Source organism: Raoultella sp. T31 (assembly GCF_002806725.1).
In the GTDB taxonomy this organism is placed as follows: domain Bacteria; phylum Pseudomonadota; class Gammaproteobacteria; order Enterobacterales; family Enterobacteriaceae; genus Klebsiella; species Klebsiella electrica.
Map to the genome: position 1 here is coordinate 262,785 of NZ_PIBO01000001.1, position 18,513 is coordinate 281,297.

Here is an 18,513-nt window from a genome sequence, read left to right on the forward strand (position 1 = left end):
CCTCAGAGCTGCCGGAGAGGGCAAAAAACGGTAAACTTAAAGACTGTTATATTCTTCGTGAGCCAATGTAACCCATTTAATGCCTTCGTCGTACCGCGTCACCCCACTCCTTGCGCTACTCTTGCTGCTGGCAAGCGTTCCTGCCCGTGCCCTGCAGGGAGACACGGCGTTCAGTGAAAAACAGGCGGCGCTGCCGGATCTGGGGATTGCGCCGCAGGTGGATGATGACGCCCGGCATTTTGCCGAAGTGGCGAAAAAGTTTGGCGAGGCCAGCATGAGCGATAATGGCCTGACGACCGGTGAACAGGCGCGAATGCTGGCTATCGGCAAGCTTGGCAACGAGCTGAGTCATCAACTGGAAAACTGGCTCTCGCCGTGGGGCAATGCCAGCGTCGATCTGCGGGTGGATAAAGAAGGCCGCTTCACCGGTACGCAGGGCAACTGGTTTATCCCACTGCAGGATAATGGCCAGTATCTGACCTGGAATCAGTATTCCGTCAGCCAGCGGCAAAACGATTTGGTGGGCAACATCGGGCTGGGACAGCGCTGGCGAAGGGGAGACTGGCTGCTGGGCTATAACTCGTTCTACGACAAAGTGCTGGGTGACAGCATGGCGCGAGGCAGTATTGGCGCTGAAGCCTGGGGCAAATATTTGCGCCTGTCGGCCAACTATTATCATCCCGTCGGCAGCTGGCAGCGCGGCGATAGCCTGACCCAGGAACAGCGGATGGCGAGCGGCTACGATGTCACCGCCCAGGCGCGGCTACCGTTCTATCAGCATATTAATACCAGCATCAGCGTCGAGCAGTATTTTGGCGATAGCGTCGACCTGTTCCATTCCGGTACCGGCTACCGTAATCCGGTGGCGGTGTCGGTGGGGCTGAACTATACCCCGGTGCCGCTCGTGACCATGACCGCAAAGCATAAGCAGGGTGAAAGCGGGCTCAGTCAAAACAATGTCGGTCTGAATCTGAACTATCGTTTTGGCGTGCCGCTTAAACAGCAGCTGGCGGCCGATGAGGTGGCGGTCAGCCGCTCCTTGCGCGGCAGTCGTTACGACAGCCCGGAGCGCGATCATGTGCCGGTGGTCGAGTATCGTCAGCGTAAATCGCTGTCGGTCTACCTGGCGACGCCGCCGTGGGATTTACAGCCGGGGGAGACGGTGCAGCTGAAGCTACAAATTCGTAGCCTGCATGGGATAAAATCGCTGAAGTGGCAAGGTGATACGCAAGCGCTGAGCTTAACGTCTCCCGTCGATGCCAACAGCCCGGACGGCTGGAGCGTGATTCTTCCGGCCTGGAACAGCGAGCCGGGAGCGAGCAATCTGTGGCACCTGTCGGTGGTGGTGGAAGACAAAACGGGTCAGCGCGTTTCATCCAATGAGATCGCGCTGGCGCTGAGCGAGCCGTTGGTCAAATTCCCGGCCAACGGCGTCAGCTGGGGAAGTATGCCTTAGAAAATCCGCTCCTGATGGACCCATACCGCCGCTTCAACGCGTGATTTCAGCTTCATTTTCTTCAGCATATGCTTAACGTGCACCTTGACGGTACTTTCGGTTATCTCCAGACGACGGGCGATCATTTTGTTCGGCAGTCCCTGGGCAATCAGCTTGAGAATATCCCGTTCGCGCGGCGTCAGCTGGCTGATATCGCGGTCTGACGTGGCGCGGTTGGCGCGCAGGCTGGCTGCCAGCACCGGCGTGAGCGTTTCGCTGAGGACCATCTCGCTCGCCGCGGCCTGCTGCAACGCTTTTAACAGATCTTCTGGCTCCATGTCTTTCAACAGATAGCCGTCGGCGCCGCGTTTGAGGGCGGTGACCACATCTTCTTCGTGGTTAGAGACGCTGAAGACCACGATTCGACCGGAGAGCGACTTTTCGCGCAGCTTGTCGAGGGTTTCCAGACCGTTCATGCCGGGCATGTTGAGATCCAGCAGGATCAGGTCGGGATCCAGCGTCTCCGCGAGGGCGATACCTTGTTCACCGTTGCTGGCCTCGCCAATAACCTGAATATCGCTGGCCATACTGACGAGCTGTTTTACGCCGGTGCGCAGCATCGGGTGATCGTCAATGAGAAGGATGGTTGCCCGCTCCTGTTGACTCATAGGGTTCTCCTTATTGGATTGAAAACGATTTTTCCGGGATAAAAGTGACCACCACCTCGGTACCGCCGTTTTCCCGGCGACGAACCTGACAGTCTCCGCGCAAACTCTGGGCGCGATCCCGCATGATAATTAAGCCGTAATGGTTGCTGCGTTCCGCCTGATCGGGGACGCCGCGGCCGTTGTCTGCGACCACCAGCCGTACCTGGTTTTCCCGCAGCGCGACGGTCACGATAACTTCGGTCGCCTGGGCGTGTTTCAGCGCATTACTCAGCGCCTCGCGCGCGATTTGCAGGACGTGAATGGCCTGATGTGACGGGACAAAGCGCGGCGGCAGCTGGTAATCAAGCTGGACGGTAAAGCCAAAATGGGCGCTGTATTCCTGGCAGCTGGACTCCAGCGCCGGGCGCAATCCTGCTTCGGTTAATTGCAGGCGGAAGGTTGTCAGCAGTTCACGCAGCTGCGCCCATGACGTATTCAGCTCATTGCGAATCTGGCCCAGCAGCTGACGGCTCTCTTCCGGCAGGTTTGCGCCCTGCATTTGCAAACAGCTGACCTGCATTTTCATACAGGAGAGCGACTGGGCGATGGAGTCGTGTAGCTCGCGGGCGATGGTGGCGCGTTCTTCCATTACGATAAGCTGCTGCTGATGCTCCTGGTGCCTGTCGAGCGCCAGCGTGGAGGTCAGCTGCTCGACTAGCGTATCCACCAGCTGCTGCTGATCGTGGCTCAGGTGACGTCCGACGGGCAACGTCGCCAGCAGGATCCCGTACTGGTTATGGGCATCGGACAGCCGCCATTTCAATGTGGCGCCGGCATCCGGCAGCGGCGGCAGATCGCGCGGGCATAAATAGCAGCCTTTGTCATCGCACTGTATATCCGAGTGACAGACGAATTCCTGATGATTGTCCTCATCTTCGAAGTCATACACCCGCACCTCGATATCGCGCAGCAGCGTCAGCCCCTGCAGGCCGTTGAGCACCGGTGAAATGCGTTCACACAGCGGGGCGCTGGAGTGCAGACGACGGTTGGCCTGCCATAAAAAGGCGAGGATCTCATTTTTCTGCTCCAGCCCGGCGGTTTTTTCCTGCACCCGTCGTTCGAGCACCGAATAGCTTTCCGCCAGCTCTTTTGACATGTTGTTAAGCGCCATGCCGAGGCTGGCCATCTCATTGCGGCCGCTGATGTGGACGCGTTGGGTAAAATCGCGATGGCTGACCGCCCGGGCCATGTCCAGCAGCTGTTTCCACGGGCGCAGCAGACGGGCCCGTAGCCAGACGATAGTAAACAGAAACAGCAGCGCCATGCCGATGGCCATCACCCGCTGCAGCCAGACGACGTAGCGGATGCGCTGCTCGGTGGTATGATCAAAAGAGGTGACCAGGTGGTCTATCCGGTCGACAAAGCTGGCGACATCGACGGCGACGGTCGCCTGATTCTGCGCGTGCTCCATTCCCGGCGCCAGCTCCAGCTGCCAGTATTGCTGCAGCGCTTTAAGCTGGCTACCCTGGCCGTCCCGGAGGGCGGCATTCTGCAGTTCTTCGCTGAAGACGGTGGCATTCATCTCGTCGAGCAGCTTGCTATCGTCCGCGTTGAGCGGGATTGCCGCCAGCAGACGATAGCTTTGCATTCTCAGCGAACCGGCTTTATTGATCGCGTGCGCGCTGCCCTGTACGCCGTGAACCAGGCGGGCAGAGATACCGATTCCCGCGACGCCAATCGCCGTCGATAGCAGCACAATTAACGCCAGTTGATTCACTAACGTAAGCGGGGTAAAAAGACGTTTTAACATACAGTGCGTGGCTCCTGACCGGCAAACCATCCGGGAGTGGCGTCTATTCTCGGATATCCCATGGAGTATACCCATACCCATAAGGGATTACCCCTTAATTGTCGGGGGTGGGTAGGTTTACGGCAGGCGATCGCTTAAACCCGGCAGCCATGTGAAAAACCACACTTTTTTTGTAGAAAATAACTACTCACTTCGGGTGATAGTTTTTTTTTAAGCAATTTGCTGCCAACTTTTCCTTTGATTTATATCAACTTACCACCCTCTGTAATCCCTAATGTAGCGGCAGGATATATGAATAATCAGAGGTATTTATGAGTCAATCTTCCCTACCGGAGAAGGCCAGTACTTCAGTCATCACCGACTGGCGTCCTGAAGATCCCGAGTTCTGGCAGCAGCGCGGACACCGTGTTGCGAGCCGGAATTTGTGGATCTCCGTTCCCTGTCTGTTGCTGGCGTTTTGCGTCTGGATGTTGTTCAGCGCGGTGGCGGTCAATCTGAATAAGGTTGGCTTCCAGTTCTCGACCGACCAGCTGTTTATGTTGACCGCGCTTCCGGCGCTCTCCGGCGCTTTATTGCGCGTGCCCTACGCCTTTATGGTTCCCCTGTTTGGCGGCCGCCGCTGGACCGCCTTCAGTACCGGGATCATGATAGTCCCTTGCGTATGGCTGGGCTTCGCGGTGCAGGATACCTCTACGCCGTTCAGCATCTTTGTGATTATCTCTCTGCTTTGCGGTTTTGCCGGGGCGAACTTTGCTTCCAGCATGGCCAACATCAGCTTCTTCTTCCCGAAACAGAAGCAGGGCGGCGCCCTCGGTCTTAACGGCGGCCTTGGCAATATGGGCGTCAGCGTGATGCAGCTGGTTGCACCGCTGGTGGTTTCGCTGTCTATTTTCGCCGTCTTTGGCGGGACGGGCAGCGAGCAGGCGGATGGTTCGCTGCTGTATCTGGAAAACGCGGCGTGGATCTGGGTGCCGTTCCTGATTATCTTCACCCTGGCGGCGTGGTTCTTTATGAACGACCTGTCGGCGTCGAAGGCCTCGTTGAGCGAGCAGTTGCCGGTGCTTAAGCGCGCTCATCTGTGGGTTATGGCGTTGCTTTATCTGGCGACGTTTGGTTCATTCATCGGCTTCTCGGCGGGCTTTGCGATGCTGTCGAAAACCCAGTTCCCGGATGTTCAGATTCTGCACTTTGCCTTCTTCGGGCCGTTTATCGGCGCGCTGGCGCGCTCGATGGGCGGGGCTGTCTCTGACCGTCTGGGCGGTACCCGCGTGACGCTGGTGAACTTTGTGGTGATGGCGGTCTTCAGCGGACTGCTGTTCCTGACGCTCCCGACGGAGGGTGTCGGCGGTAACTTCATTGCCTTCTTCGGCGTGTTTATGGTGCTGTTCCTGACCGCCGGGCTGGGTAGCGCCTCTACCTTCCAGATGATTTCGATTATCTTCCGTAAAATGACGATGGAACGCGTAAAAGCGCAGGGCGGTAATGAAGAGCAGGCGATGCGTGAAGCCGCAACGGATACGGCGGCAGCGCTGGGCTTTATCTCTGCCATCGGCGCTATCGGCGGCTTCTTTATTCCGAAAGCGTTTGGTATTTCTCTGGAACTGACCGGTTCTCCGGCTGGCGCTATGAAGATCTTTTTCGTCTTCTATATCGCCTGCGTCCTGATTACCTGGGCGGTTTACGGTCGTAAACAGAAGTCTTAAGCCATCTCTGTTTGCTCTCAGGGCGCAATGTATATTGCGCCCTTTTTTATGCCGACAGGAATGAGCCCAATCCGCCGACAGGGGTATCTACCCCTTAATACCCTGGCGCACGCCACAGGCGTACAATAATCGCTCATTTTTCATTAAATTCCTTAAAAAACATAAAGATAAAAAACAGAAAATGCTACCACTTCGGAGGTATTTGTCGCCTGAGGGGCTATTTATAAGCCCTGTCGCATTGATCGTTATCAATTCTCTCCCTCTTTCATAGCGTTACCTTCGCTGCAAATCCAGCAATGTCGATTTATCAGAGAGCCGTCAGGCTCCAAACAGGAGAAACCCGATGAGTAAATTCCTGGACCGGTTTCGCTACTTCAAACAGAAGGGTGAAACCTTTGCCGATGGGCATGGCCAGCTTCTAAAAACCAACCGGGACTGGGAGGATGGATACCGCCAGCGTTGGCAGCATGACAAAATTGTGCGCTCCACTCACGGGGTAAACTGCACCGGCTCATGCAGCTGGAAGATTTATGTAAAAAACGGTCTCGTCACCTGGGAAACCCAGCAGACCGACTATCCGCGTACTCGCCCGGATATGCCGAACCACGAACCTCGCGGCTGCCCGCGCGGCGCCAGCTACTCCTGGTATCTCTACAGCGCCAACCGTCTGAAGTATCCGCTGATGCGCAAACGGCTGATGAAAATGTGGCGCGAAGCGAAAGTGCAGCATGCCGATCCGGTAGATGCCTGGGCGTCCATTATTGAAGACGCCGATAAAGCCAAAAGCTTCAAACAGGCGCGTGGACGCGGCGGTTTCGTTCGTTCCTCCTGGCAGGAAGTGAATGAGCTGATCGCGGCTTCTAACGTCTACACCGTCAAAACCTATGGCCCGGACCGCGTAGCGGGCTTCTCGCCCATTCCGGCGATGTCGATGGTCTCCTATGCCTCCGGCGCGCGCTATCTGTCGCTGATTGGCGGCACCTGTCTGAGCTTCTATGACTGGTACTGCGACCTGCCACCGGCCTCCCCGCAGACCTGGGGCGAGCAGACCGACGTCCCTGAGTCAGCCGACTGGTATAACTCCAGCTACATTATCGCCTGGGGCTCCAACGTACCGCAGACCCGTACGCCGGATGCGCACTTCTTCACCGAAGTTCGCTATAAAGGCACCAAGACCGTGGCTATCACCCCGGACTACGCCGAAATCGCCAAGCTGTGCGACCTGTGGCTGGCGCCGAAGCAGGGCACCGATGCGGCGATGGCGCTGGCGATGGGCCACGTCATGCTCCGTGAATTCCACCTCGATAAGCCGAGCCAGTATTTCACCGACTACGTTCGCCGCTACAGCGATATGCCGATGCTGGTGATGCTCGAAGAACGTGAAGGCTACTATGCTGCGGGCCGCATGCTGCGCGCGGCCGACCTCGTCGATTCCCTGGGCCAGGAAAACAACCCTGAGTGGAAAACCGTGGCGGTTAATAGCGACGGCGACATGGTGGCGCCAAACGGTTCCATCGGCTTCCGCTGGGGCGAAAAAGGTAAGTGGAACCTGGAACAGCGCGACGGTAAATCCGGCGAAGAGACCGAACTGCAGCTCAGCCTGCTCGGCAGCCAGGATGACATCGCGCAGGTGGGCTTCCCGTACTTTGGCGGTGACGGCACCGAACATTTTGCCAGCGTCGAACTGGAAAATATCCTGCTGCATAAGCTGCCGGTGAAACGCCTGCAGCTGGCGGATGGCCGCACCGCGCTGGTGACTACCGTGTACGACCTGACCATGGCCAACTACGGTCTGGATCGCGGTCTCAACGATGAAAACTGCGCGACCAGCTACGATGATATTAAAGCGTATACGCCAGCGTGGGCTGAAAAAATTACCGGCGTTTCCCGCGCGCACATCATTCGTACCGCGCGTGAATTTGCCGATAACGCCGATAAGACCCACGGTCGTTCGATGATCATCGTCGGGGCCGGTCTGAACCACTGGTACCACCTCGATATGAACTATCGTGGCCTGATCAACATGCTGGTGTTCTGCGGCTGCGTGGGTCAGAGCGGCGGCGGTTGGGCGCACTACGTGGGCCAGGAAAAACTGCGTCCGCAGACCGGCTGGCAACCGCTGGCGTTTGCGCTCGACTGGCAGCGTCCGGCGCGCCACATGAACAGCACCTCGTACTTCTATAACCACTCCAGCCAGTGGCGTTATGAAAGCGTCACCGCGCAGGAACTGCTGTCTCCGCTGGCGGACAAATCACGCTACAGCGGCCATCTGATTGACTTCAACGTCCGCGCTGAACGCATGGGCTGGTTGCCGTCGGCGCCTCAACTGGGCACCAACCCGCTGCGCATTGCCGACGCGGCGAAAAAAGCCGGTCTGAGCGCGGTGGATTACACCGTTAAATCCCTGAAAGAAGGCTCGATTCGTTTTGCGGCGGAGCAGCCGGAAAACGGCAAGAACCATCCGCGCAACCTGTTTATCTGGCGTTCCAATCTGCTGGGCTCCTCCGGTAAAGGCCACGAGTACATGCTCAAGTACCTGCTGGGTACCGGGCACGGTATTCAGGGGCTGGATCTTGGCAAGCAGGGCGGCGTGAAGCCGGAAGAGGTGGAATGGCAGGATAACGGCCTCGACGGCAAACTGGATCTGGTGGTGACGCTGGACTTCCGTCTGTCGAGCACCTGTCTGTACTCCGATATCGTGCTGCCGACCGCGACCTGGTATGAAAAAGACGACATGAATACCTCGGATATGCATCCGTTTATTCACCCGCTGTCTGCCGCCGTTGATCCGGCATGGGAATCGAAAAGCGACTGGGAAATCTATAAAGGCATCGCGAAGGCATTCTCCGAAGTGTGCGTGGGCCACCTTGGTAAAGAAACCGACGTGGTGACGCTACCGATCCAGCACGATTCCGCTGCCGAACTGGCGCAGCCGCTGGAGGTGAAGGACTGGAAAAAAGGCGAGTGCGATCTGATTCCGGGTAAAACCGCGCCGCATATCATTCAGGTCGAGCGCGACTACCCGGCAACCTGGGAACGCTTCACCTCTATCGGCCCGCTGATGGAGAAAATCGGTAACGGGGGCAAAGGTATCGCCTGGAACACCCAGAGCGAAATGGACTTGCTGCGTAAGCTCAACTACACCAAGGCGGACGGCCCGGCGAAAGGTCAGCCGATGCTGGACACGGCGATTGACGCGGCAGAAATGATCCTCACCCTCGCGCCGGAGACCAATGGTCAGGTGGCGGTGAAAGCCTGGGCGGCGCTCAGCGAATTTACCGGTCGCGACCATACCCATCTGGCGCTCAACAAAGAAGACGAGAAGATCCGCTTTCGTGATATTCAGGCGCAGCCGCGCAAGATTATCTCCAGCCCGACCTGGTCTGGCTTAGAGGACGAGCACGTCTCCTATAACGCCGGTTATACCAACGTTCATGAGCTGATCCCATGGCGTACGCTTTCTGGTCGTCAGTCCCTGTATCAGGATCACCAGTGGATGCGCGACTTCGGTGAAAGCCTGCTGGTGTACCGTCCGCCGATCGACACTCGTTCGGTGAAATCGGCGATGGGAGAGAAGTCCAACGGCAATCCGGAGAAGGCGCTGAACTTCCTGACGCCACACCAGAAATGGGGCATTCACTCGACCTACAGCGACAACCTGCTGATGCTGACCTTAGGTCGCGGCGGTCCGGTTGTCTGGATAAGCGAAGAGGATGCCAAAGAGATCGGAGTTGAAGACAACGACTGGATTGAAGTTTTCAACAACAACGGCGCGCTGACCGCAAGGGCGGTCGTGAGCCAGCGTGTACCGGCCGGGATGACCATGATGTACCACGCGCAGGAACGTATCGTAAACCTGCCGGGATCGGAAATTACCGGTCAGCGCGGCGGTATTCATAACTCGGTGACGCGTATTACGCCGAAACCAACGCATATGATCGGTGGCTATGCGCACCTGGCATATGGCTTTAACTACTATGGCACCGTCGGCTCTAACCGCGATGAGTTTGTGGTAGTCCGTAAGATGAAGAACATTAACTGGCTGGATGGCGAAGGCAATGACCAGGTACAGGAGAGCGTAAAATGAAAATTCGTTCACAAGTCGGCATGGTGCTGAATCTCGATAAATGCATCGGCTGTCATACCTGCTCAGTGACCTGCAAAAACGTCTGGACCAGCCGTGAAGGGACCGAGTACGCGTGGTTCAACAACGTTGAAACCAAGCCGGGCACCGGTTTCCCGACCAACTGGGAAGATCAGGAAAAATGGAAGGGCGGCTGGATCCGTAAGATCAACGGTAAGCTGGTGCCGCGCATGGGTAACAAAGCGCTGCTGCTGGGGAAAATCTTCGCTAACCCGCATCTGCCGGGTCTGGACGATTACTACGAGCCGTTTGATTTTGACTACCAGACGCTGCACAACGCGCCGGCAGACAGCAAGGCGCAGCCTATCGCGCGCCCGCGCTCGCTGATTACCGGTCAGCGAATGGACAAGATCGAGAAAGGTCCGAACTGGGAAGACGATCTGGGCGGTGAATTCGCGAAGCTGTCGAAAGACAAAAACTTCGAGAACATGCAGAAAGCGATGTACGGCCAGTTCGAAAACACCTTCATGATGTACCTGCCGCGCCTGTGCGAGCACTGCCTCAACCCGGCGTGCGTGGCGACCTGCCCGAGCGGCGCTATCTACAAACGTGAAGAAGACGGCATTGTGCTGATCGACCAGGACAAGTGCCGCGGCTGGCGGATGTGTATTACCGGCTGCCCGTATAAAAAAATCTACTTCAACTGGAAGAGCGGCAAATCCGAGAAATGCATCTTCTGCTACCCGCGTATTGAATCGGGTCAGCCGACGGTCTGTTCCGAAACCTGCGTCGGCCGTATCCGTTACCTTGGCGTGTTGCTGTACGACGCGGATGCGATTGAACAGGCCGCCAGCACCGAGAACGAGAAAGACCTCTACCAGCGTCAGCTGGACGTGTTCCTCGATCCGCACGATCCGCAAGTGATTGAGCAGGCGCAGAAAGACGGTATTCCGCTGAGCGTGATTGACGCGGCGCAGAAATCGCCGGTCTATAAAATGGCGATGGACTGGAAGCTGGCGCTGCCGCTGCACCCGGAATACCGCACGCTGCCGATGGTCTGGTATGTACCGCCTCTGTCGCCGATCCAGTCCGCCGCCGATGCGGGCGAACTGGGCAGCAACGGTATCCTGCCGGACGTAGAAAGCCTGCGCATCCCGGTTCAGTATCTGGCTAACCTGCTGACCGCAGGCGATACCCAGCCGGTTCTGCTGGCGTTGAAACGCATGCTGGCGATGCGCCACTTCAAACGTACCGAAACCGTCGATGGCGTTATCGATACCCGGGCGCTGGAAGAGGTCGGCCTGACCGAAGCGCAGGCGCAGGAAATGTACCGTTACCTGGCGATTGCCAACTACGAAGACCGTTTCGTGGTGCCGAGCAGCCATCGTGAACTGGCGCGTGAAGCCTTCCCGGAGAAAAGCGGCTGTGGCTTTAGCTTCGGTGATGGCTGCCACGGGTCTGATTCGTCCTTCAACCTGTTCAACAGCCGCCGCATTGATGCCGTGGATGTGACCAGCAAAACGGAGCCGCACGCATGATCGAACTCGTGGTTGTTTCGCGTCTGCTTGAGTACCCGGATGCGGACTTATGGCAGCATCAGGACGAACTCTTCGACGTTCTGGCTTCGTCAGAGAAACTGGAAAAAGCGGATGCCCGGGCCCTGGGCGTCTTCCTGCGTGATTTAACCGCGCAGGATCTGCTGGATGCCCAGGCCGCCTACAGCGAGCTGTTTGACCGGGGGCGCGCCACCTCGCTGCTGCTGTTCGAACACGTGCACGGCGAATCTCGCGACCGCGGGCAGGCGATGGTTGATCTGCTGAATCAGTATGAGCAGCACGGTCTGGTGCTCGACAGCCGCGAGCTGCCCGATCACCTGCCGCTGTATCTGGAATATCTGGCGCAGCTGCCGGAGCGTGAAGCCATCGGCGGTCTGCAGGATATTGCGCCGATTCTGGCGCTGCTTTGCGCGCGTCTGCAACAGCGTGAAAGCCGCTATGCCGTTCTGTTTGTACAGCTGCTGAAGCTGGCAAACAGCGCGCTAGATGAAGCGAAAGTTGCGGAAAAAATCGCCGATGAAGCGCGCGACGATACGCCGCAGGCGCTGGATGCGGTCTGGGAAGAGGAGCAGGTGAAATTCTTTGCCGATCAAGGCTGCGGTGAGTCCGACATCGCCGCTCATCAGCGTCGTTTTGCCGGAGCCGTGGCCCCGCAATATTTGAATATCTCTAACGGAGGACAGCAATAATGCACTTCCTGAATATGTTCTTCTTTGACATCTATCCGTACATTGCCGGAGCGGTGTTCCTGGCAGGCAGCTGGCTGCGCTACGATTACGGACAGTACACCTGGCGCGCCGCCTCCAGTCAGATGCTGGATCGCAAAGGGATGAATCTGGCGTCTAACCTGTTCCACATTGGGATCCTCGGAATTTTCGCCGGGCACTTCCTTGGGATGCTGACGCCGCACTGGATGTATGAAGCGTGGCTACCGATTTCCGTGAAACAGAAAATGGCGATGCTTGCCGGCGGCGCTTGCGGCGTGATGACGCTGGTGGGAGGTCTGCTGCTGCTTAAACGCCGGCTGTTCAGCCCGCGCGTACGCGCAACCACGACCGGGGCGGATATTCTGGTGCTCTCGGTGCTGATTCTCCAGTGTGCGCTGGGCCTGCTGACCATTCCGTTTTCGGCACAGCATATGGACGGCAGCGAAATGATGAAGCTGGTGAACTGGGCACAATCCGTGGTGACCTTCCGCGGCGGCGCATCCGCGCACCTGGATGGCGTCGCCTTTATTTTCCGCGTGCACCTGGTGCTGGGGATGACGTTGTTCCTGCTGTTCCCGTTCTCCCGCCTGGTTCATATCTGGAGCGTGCCGGTAGAGTACCTGACGCGCAGATATCAGATAGTCCGCGCCCGTCGTTGATAGCCCTGTCCGGCAGAATCACACCCCGCTGCGGCGGGGTTTTTTGTGGCCCGACGCCAGTCCGTCGCCCCAGCCGAGATTATTTCCCGCCGCCGCCAACAGAATCAGCAGCCCTCCGGCCAACTGTACTGGTGCCAGCGCATGGTGAAAGACCAGATAATCGACCCCCATCGCCACAAGCGGATAGATAAAGGAGAGCGAACCGGTTATGGGCGTCGGCAGTTTCTGAATCGCACTGTAGAGTAACTGGTACATCATGCCGGTATGCACGATGCCCAGAATCAACAGGTAGCGCCAGGGGAACGCGGCGGTGAAATCGGGGGCGTGGACCAGCGGCAGCAGCATGATTGTCCCGACGATAACCTGGATAAAGGCAATATGCTCAGGCGCAAGCGGACGCAGCTTGCGAGCGATCATCGCAGTTAAGGCGTAAAAAAAGGCGGCGCCAAGCGCCAGCGCAATACCCGCAGCGAGCTGGCCGCCATGAGCCTGCATCAGCTCGCTGGAGAGCAGGATGACCACGCCGATAAAAGCCAATGTTAACCAGCCCCATTTAACCAACGCCACCCGCTCGCCTGCCAGCATCCCCATCAATACCAGCATAAACGGCTGGGTGTTATACACCACGGTAGCCATACCGATCGAAATGCGGGCGTAAGCGGCGAACAGCAGCAGCCAGTTAATGACCAGCGCGATGCCGCCGAGGATCGCCAGCAGCAGCGTTAAGCGCGTGAGCTGACTGAACGGCTGCTGGCTGAGATAGATAAACCCCAGTAAGGTCAGGGCGCCAATCAGACAACGCCAGAAAACCACATCGATAACCGGCAGGCCGGAGAGTAAAACAAAGACGCCGATCGAACCGGAAATGATCATCGCCAGGCTCATTTGCCAGACGCCCGTCACGGTATGTGCCATTTTTCAACCTCCGTTATGATGTCGATATTGTCGTTAATCTGCTGACAGGTTGACATGCATGATCTAAGGTAAAAGGCGAGTATTGCTTTTATTTATCAGGTAAAACGAATGGAACACTTAATTGATAATATCGACCGCGCTATTCTGGCCTGTCTGGTAGAAGATGCGCGCATCTCGCTCAAGGTGTTGAGCGCGCGGGTAGGGCTGACGTCACCCAGTACCGCCGAGCGGGTGAAGCGTCTGGAAGAGCGCGGGGTGATTCAGGGATATGGCGCCCGGGTGAATCTTGCGGCGCTAGGGTATACCCTGCAGGCGCTGGTTCGCGTCAGACCGCTGCCGGGTTTACTGCAGAAGGTCGATAAATATATTCAGGCAATGCCAGAATGCATCGAATGTGACAAGGTCACGGGTGAGGATTGCTTCGTTATGCGCCTGGTGGTACGGGATATTGCGCAGCTTGATACCCTGCTGGATGGTCTGGCAGAGCATGCTCAGTGTAATACTTCGATAGTAAAAAGCTCGCCGGTAACCCGCCGTCTGCCGCCGATGTAACCGCCCCGGATGGCGGCGTAAACGCCTTATCCGGGCTACCCGCCCGTTGCTCGAATCGAACCTTGGTCGAAGCTTCTCATCCTTCCCTGCATGGGCAGAATATATTGCAAGCGAGATGGGAATAACGAATATGTCACGGGGAGATGGTGGTGGCGGGGGAAGGATTATTCGTCGCTTCGCGCCTCACCCTTCGGGTCGTTGCCTGCGGCAACGCTTTCTCGCTGCGCTCGAATCGAACCTTGGTCGAAGCTTCTCATCCTTCCCTATATGGGCAGAATATATTGCAAGCGAGCTGGGGATAACGAAGATGTTACAGGGAAATGATGGTGGCGGGGGAAGGATTCGAACCTTCGAAGTCAGTGACGGCAGATTTACAGTCTGCTCCCTTTGGCCGCTCGGGAACCCCGCCAGGGGTATGAACTTCTTGAGCGTAATACTTTTGATGGTGGTGGAAGGATTATTCGTCGCTTCGCGTCTCACCCTTCCCGATAAGGGCAAACCTCGCTAAGGCTTACCGGGGTTACCACATTGCTGTGATGAATAATGGTGGTGGGGGAAGGATTATTCGTCGCTTCGCGCCTCACCCTTCGGGCCGTTGCCTGCGGCAACGTTCTCTCGCTTTCGCTCGAGTCGAACCTCGGTCGAAGGTTCTCACCCTTCCCGATAAGTGCAAACCTCGCTAAGGCTTACCGGGGTTACCACGTTGCTGTGGTGAATAATGGTGGTGGGGGAAGGATTCGAACCTTCGAAGTCGATGACGGCAGATTTACAGTCTGCTCCCTTTGGCCGCTCGGGAACCCCACCACGGGGTCATGCTTAATACTGGCCTGCTTCCTTCCGGGGAAGCGGGGCGCATCATACCAAATGATGCGCCCCTGTAAAGCTTTCCGTTGATAAAATTAAACTGGTTGCCTGAAATTTACACGTAAAGGCGCAAAGCTAACCAGTTAATTTCATTATCGATTAAAGAATAATCGTTCGGTTACCGTAAACAAACACGCGCTGGGCCAGAACCTGATACAGCGCGCGGCTCAGCACATTCTTTTCCACATCGCGGCCCGCGCGCATCATATCTTCCGCCGTATAGGTGTGATCGACATGAATAACATCCTGCATAATGATCGGGCCTTCATCCAGGTTGTCGTTAACGTAGTGGGCAGTGGCACCGATGATCTTCACGCCGCGCTCGTAAGCCTGATGATAAGGGCGGGCGCCAATAAAAGCTGGCAGGAAGGAGTGATGAATGTTGATAATCTGGTTCGGGAAGCGGGAAACGAATTCCGGCGTCAGGACGCGCATATACTTCGCCAGCACCACATAATCCGGCGCGTAGGATTCGATGGCGTCGCCCATCTGCTTGTCGTGCTCTTCGCGCGTCAGCCCTTCATGGCTGACCAGCTGGAAGGGAATATCAAAACGTTCAACCAGCGAGCGCAGGGTTTCATGGTTACCGATGACGGCCGCAATCTCAACATCCAGGCCGCCATAGTTGGCTTTCATCAGCAGATCGCCCAGACAGTGCGCTTCTTTGGTGACCAGGATGACCACCCGACGGCGGCCGGCGGGCGTCAGTTCGCGTATAGAGCCTTCCGGCAGCGCGCTATCAAGGTCGGCGAGCAGAATGGCATCGTTAAAAATACCTTCCAGTTCGGTACGCATAAAGAAGCGACCGGTACGGTGATCGACAAACTCGTTGTTCTGCACGATATTCAGCTCGTGCTTGTAACAAATATTCGTGATACGCGCGATGAGTCCTTTCTGGTCAGGGCAAATGGTGCGTAGTACTTTACGTTGTAATGAATGCATCGCGGGGAAAATCCTGTAGTGTTTGCTATTGCTGGCGCCAGTTTTACTGGCCGCAGCATTTTTTAAATTTTTTACCTGAACCGCAAGGGCAGGGGTCGTTACGGCCAATCAGTGGTCGTGTGCCGTCGATATAATACCACCGTCCATTTTCTTTTAAGAATCTGGAACGTTCAATAATCGCGCCGGGGCGGTTATCGTCGTGATATCGCGCGACAAAACTGACAAACCCCTCGTCGGAGTGACGGCCTTCATCGGCGGCAAAGACGGTCAGGCCTTGCCATTGCGTTTTTGCGAACCCCTTTTCCAGCTCGGCCCGGAAGTGCTGCGGTTGGCAGGAAGGGTGCCAGGTGGCTATCAGGTAATCGGCATCCTTCATGACAAACGCGCTGTAGCGGGAGCGCATCAGCTGTGATGGATCCGGTGCGAGCAGCGAACCGCTCAGATATCGCTGACAACATGAGCTATACTCCAGAGCGCTGCCGCAAGGGCATAATGGCGACAAAACGGCCTCCATGGAAAAAGAATCCCGGCGCATCGGCGCCAAAGTGTTTTATGTTAACTGAGCTGTGGCAATGATGCCATGCCCGGAGTGGAAGGAAGTATATCGGTAATAATGAGAAAGCTTAAAATTGGTCTGGCGTTAGGGGCGGGAGCTGCCCGCGGATGGTCACATATTGGTACGATTAAAGCACTACAGCGCGCGGGTATTGAAATTGATATCGTCGCTGGATGTTCAATCGGTGCGCTGGTAGGGGCCGCCTTTGCCTGCAATCGACTTCCGGTCCTTGAGAAATGGGTCTCCTCTTTTAGTAACTGGGACGTGCTGCGGCTGATGGATCTTTCCTGGCGCCGCGGCGGTCTGCTGCGCGGTGAGCGTGTATTCAACCAGTTTCGCCAGGTTTTGCCCGTCGCCGAAATTGAACGCTGCGACCGTCGCTTTGCCGCCGTTGCGACTAATTTAAGTACCGGTCGCGAACTGTGGTTTACCGAGGGCGATCTGCACCAGGCCGTGCGCGCCTCCTGCAGTATGCCGGGCCTGATGTCGCCCGTTATGCATAATGGTTACTGGCTGGTCGATGGCGCGGTGGTCAACCCCGTTCCGGTTTCTCTGGCGCGCGCGCTGGGGGCGGATATCGTGATTGCCGTCGACTTACAGCACGATGCGCACCTGATGCAGCAGGATCTATGGTCAATTGAAAAGCCTCAGCCTGAAGAAGAAAAAGATTTTTCCTGGCATGGGCGCATCCGCGCGCGTCTGAGCGGAATGACCTCCCGCCGCGCGGCGACGCCAACGGCAATGGAGATCATGTCGACCTCTATTCAGGTGCTGGAAAATCGCCTGAAACGCAATCGTATGGCGGGCGATCCTCCCGATATCCTGCTGCAGCCTTTTTGCCCACAAATATCCACGCTTGATTTTCATCGTGCCGCTGAGGCGATTGCTGCCGGGCATCAGGCGGTTGAAAAGAAGATGGATGAACTACTACCCTTGGTGCGCACCGCGGTGTGACGCCATTTAACCAGGACTTAAGTAAATTCTGACAGGCGATAGTGTGAATTGCATGCCACTATTTAACTATCGTCAGCCAGAGGAGAGATCATGACGCAGCCATTGGCGGGAAAACTGATTCTGATAGTTGAAGACGAAGCCGTTTTCCGCTCACTCTTGCACTCCTGGCTAACCTCACTGGGCGCGACAACGGCTGAGGCTGGGGATGGCGTGGAGGCACTCCAGGAAATGGCCGAGTCCAAACCCGACCTGATGATTTGCGACATCTCTATGCCGCGAATGAATGGTCTTGAGCTGGTGGAACATCTGCGCAACCGCGGCGAAACGCTGCCGATTCTGATGATTTCGGCAACCGAAAATATGGCCGACATTGCCAGGGCGTTGCGCCTTGGCGTCCAGGATGTATTGCTAAAGCCGGTAAAAGATTTCAACCGCCTGCGGGAAACGGTGTATGCCTGTCTGTATCCCAATATGTTCAACTCGCGGGTTGAAGAAGAAGAACGGTTGTTTGAGGACTGGGATGCGCTGGTTAGCGACCCTACCGCGGCCTCAAGGCTATTGCAGGAGCTTCAGCCTCCCGTGCAGCAAGAAATTTCGAAGTGCCGTATTCATTATCGTCAGCTGGTGTCGGCGGATAAACCCGGTCTGGTACTCGATATTGCACCACTATCAGAAAATGATCTGGCTTTCTATTGTCTGGATGTCACACGAGCAGGCGATAATGGTGTGCTTGCAGCGCTGTTGCTGCGGGCGTTGTTTAATGGATTGCTTCAGGAGCAGCTGGCCCATCAGGGGCAGCGCTTGCCGGAGATGGCAAACCTGTTAAAACAGGTGAACCAATTACTGCGTCAGGCCAATTTACCTGGGCAATTTCCATTACTGGTGGGTTATTACCATAGCGGTCTGAAAAATTTGATATTGGTATCGGCAGGTCTGAACGGCACACTCAATACCGGAGAACATCAAATTCAGATTAGCAATGGCGTTCCGTTAGGGACATTGGGTAATGCTTATCTCAACCAAATTAGCCAGCGCTGCGCATCATGGCAGTGCCAAATTTGGGGGGCCGGAGGGCGTTTACGGCTGATGTTGTCTGCGGAATGAGCAGTTGCCGGTTTTTTTAAGCTGG

The 18,513-nt window shown here is 56.6% G+C and carries 14 protein-coding genes, 2 tRNA genes and 2 other RNA genes; 9 read left to right on the forward strand and 9 right to left on the reverse strand.

Features of this window, described 5'->3' with window-relative positions; genetic code table 11:
* Positions 1-79: 79 nt before the first annotated feature.
* Complete coding sequence (locus CWM52_RS01310; protein WP_100682439.1) at positions 80-1,456, forward strand: YchO/YchP family invasin; 1,377 nt, start codon at positions 80-82, stop codon at positions 1,454-1,456.
* Here the strand turns inward: CWM52_RS01310 and narL are convergent.
* Positions 1,453-2,103, reverse strand: coding sequence for a two-component system response regulator NarL (gene narL, locus CWM52_RS01315; protein WP_100682440.1), 651 nt, complete (start codon positions 2,101-2,103; stop codon positions 1,453-1,455). The two genes, CWM52_RS01310 and narL, sit on opposite strands and share 4 nt — an antisense overlap.
* Positions 2,104-2,113: 10 nt before the next feature.
* Positions 2,114-3,892 (reverse strand): nitrate/nitrite two-component system sensor histidine kinase NarX, encoded by a 1,779-nt coding sequence (narX, locus tag CWM52_RS01320; RefSeq protein ID WP_100682441.1) that lies wholly within the window; start codon positions 3,890-3,892, stop codon positions 2,114-2,116.
* A 311-nt stretch (positions 3,893-4,203) separates the two neighbouring features.
* Between narX and CWM52_RS01325 the strand changes: the two genes are divergently transcribed.
* The 5 genes from CWM52_RS01325 (at position 4,204) to narI (ending at position 12,601) form a co-directional block, all read left to right on the forward strand.
* Positions 4,204-5,595 (forward strand): NarK family nitrate/nitrite MFS transporter, encoded by a 1,392-nt coding sequence (locus tag CWM52_RS01325; RefSeq protein ID WP_100682442.1) that lies wholly within the window; start codon positions 4,204-4,206, stop codon positions 5,593-5,595.
* Between the two features lie 343 nt (positions 5,596-5,938).
* On the forward strand, positions 5,939-9,682 hold the full coding sequence (locus CWM52_RS01330; RefSeq protein ID WP_100682443.1) for a nitrate reductase subunit alpha: 3,744 nt from the start codon (positions 5,939-5,941) through the stop codon (positions 9,680-9,682).
* Positions 9,679-11,217, forward strand: coding sequence for a nitrate reductase subunit beta (gene narH / locus CWM52_RS01335; RefSeq protein ID WP_100682444.1), 1,539 nt, complete (start codon positions 9,679-9,681; stop codon positions 11,215-11,217). The genes CWM52_RS01330 and narH overlap by 4 nt, the downstream gene beginning before the upstream one ends.
* Positions 11,214-11,924 (forward strand): nitrate reductase molybdenum cofactor assembly chaperone, encoded by a 711-nt coding sequence (gene narJ, locus CWM52_RS01340; RefSeq protein ID WP_100682445.1) that lies wholly within the window; start codon positions 11,214-11,216, stop codon positions 11,922-11,924. The genes narH and narJ overlap by 4 nt, the downstream gene beginning before the upstream one ends.
* On the forward strand, positions 11,924-12,601 hold the full coding sequence (narI, locus tag CWM52_RS01345; protein ID WP_100682446.1) for a respiratory nitrate reductase subunit gamma: 678 nt from the start codon (positions 11,924-11,926) through the stop codon (positions 12,599-12,601). The genes narJ and narI overlap by 1 nt, the downstream gene beginning before the upstream one ends.
* 18 nt (positions 12,602-12,619) lie before the next feature.
* Here narI and CWM52_RS01350 read toward each other — a convergent pair whose 3' ends face one another.
* Entirely contained in the window at positions 12,620-13,516 is an 897-nt protein-coding gene (locus CWM52_RS01350) for a DMT family transporter (protein ID WP_100682447.1), read from the reverse strand.
* A gap of 108 nt (positions 13,517-13,624) precedes the next feature.
* On the opposite strand from CWM52_RS01350, the gene CWM52_RS01355 reads away from it, so the two are divergent.
* Entirely contained in the window at positions 13,625-14,068 is a 444-nt protein-coding gene (locus CWM52_RS01355) for an Lrp/AsnC family transcriptional regulator (protein ID WP_100682448.1), read from the forward strand.
* A gap of 147 nt (positions 14,069-14,215) precedes the next feature.
* Here CWM52_RS01355 and CWM52_RS01360 read toward each other — a convergent pair.
* The 6 genes from CWM52_RS01360 to CWM52_RS01385 all read right to left on the reverse strand — a co-directional run bounded on the left by CWM52_RS01360 (position 14,216) and on the right by CWM52_RS01385 (position 16,376).
* Positions 14,216-14,346: non-coding RNA, RtT sRNA (locus CWM52_RS01360), on the reverse strand.
* Between the two features lie 46 nt (positions 14,347-14,392).
* Positions 14,393-14,477 (reverse strand) — tRNA-Tyr (locus tag CWM52_RS01365).
* Between the two features lie 135 nt (positions 14,478-14,612).
* Positions 14,613-14,744: non-coding RNA, RtT sRNA (locus CWM52_RS01370), on the reverse strand.
* A 43-nt stretch (positions 14,745-14,787) separates the two neighbouring features.
* A tRNA-Tyr gene (locus CWM52_RS01375) sits at positions 14,788-14,872 on the reverse strand.
* Between the two features lie 159 nt (positions 14,873-15,031).
* On the reverse strand, positions 15,032-15,874 hold the full coding sequence (gene purU, locus CWM52_RS01380) for a formyltetrahydrofolate deformylase (RefSeq protein ID WP_100682449.1): 843 nt from the start codon (positions 15,872-15,874) through the stop codon (positions 15,032-15,034).
* Between the two features lie 43 nt (positions 15,875-15,917).
* Positions 15,918-16,376, reverse strand: a complete 459-nt coding sequence (locus CWM52_RS01385) for a YchJ family protein (protein ID WP_100682470.1) — start codon at positions 16,374-16,376, stop codon at positions 15,918-15,920.
* A 111-nt stretch (positions 16,377-16,487) separates the two neighbouring features.
* On the opposite strand from CWM52_RS01385, the gene rssA reads away from it, so the two are divergent.
* Together rssA and rssB are read left to right on the forward strand one after the other, a co-directional pair.
* Complete coding sequence (gene rssA, locus CWM52_RS01390) at positions 16,488-17,384, forward strand: patatin-like phospholipase RssA (RefSeq protein ID WP_100682450.1); 897 nt, start codon at positions 16,488-16,490, stop codon at positions 17,382-17,384.
* A 90-nt stretch (positions 17,385-17,474) separates the two neighbouring features.
* Entirely contained in the window at positions 17,475-18,488 is a 1,014-nt protein-coding gene (rssB, locus tag CWM52_RS01395; RefSeq protein WP_100682451.1) for a two-component system response regulator RssB, read from the forward strand.
* Positions 18,489-18,513 lie beyond the last annotated feature (25 nt).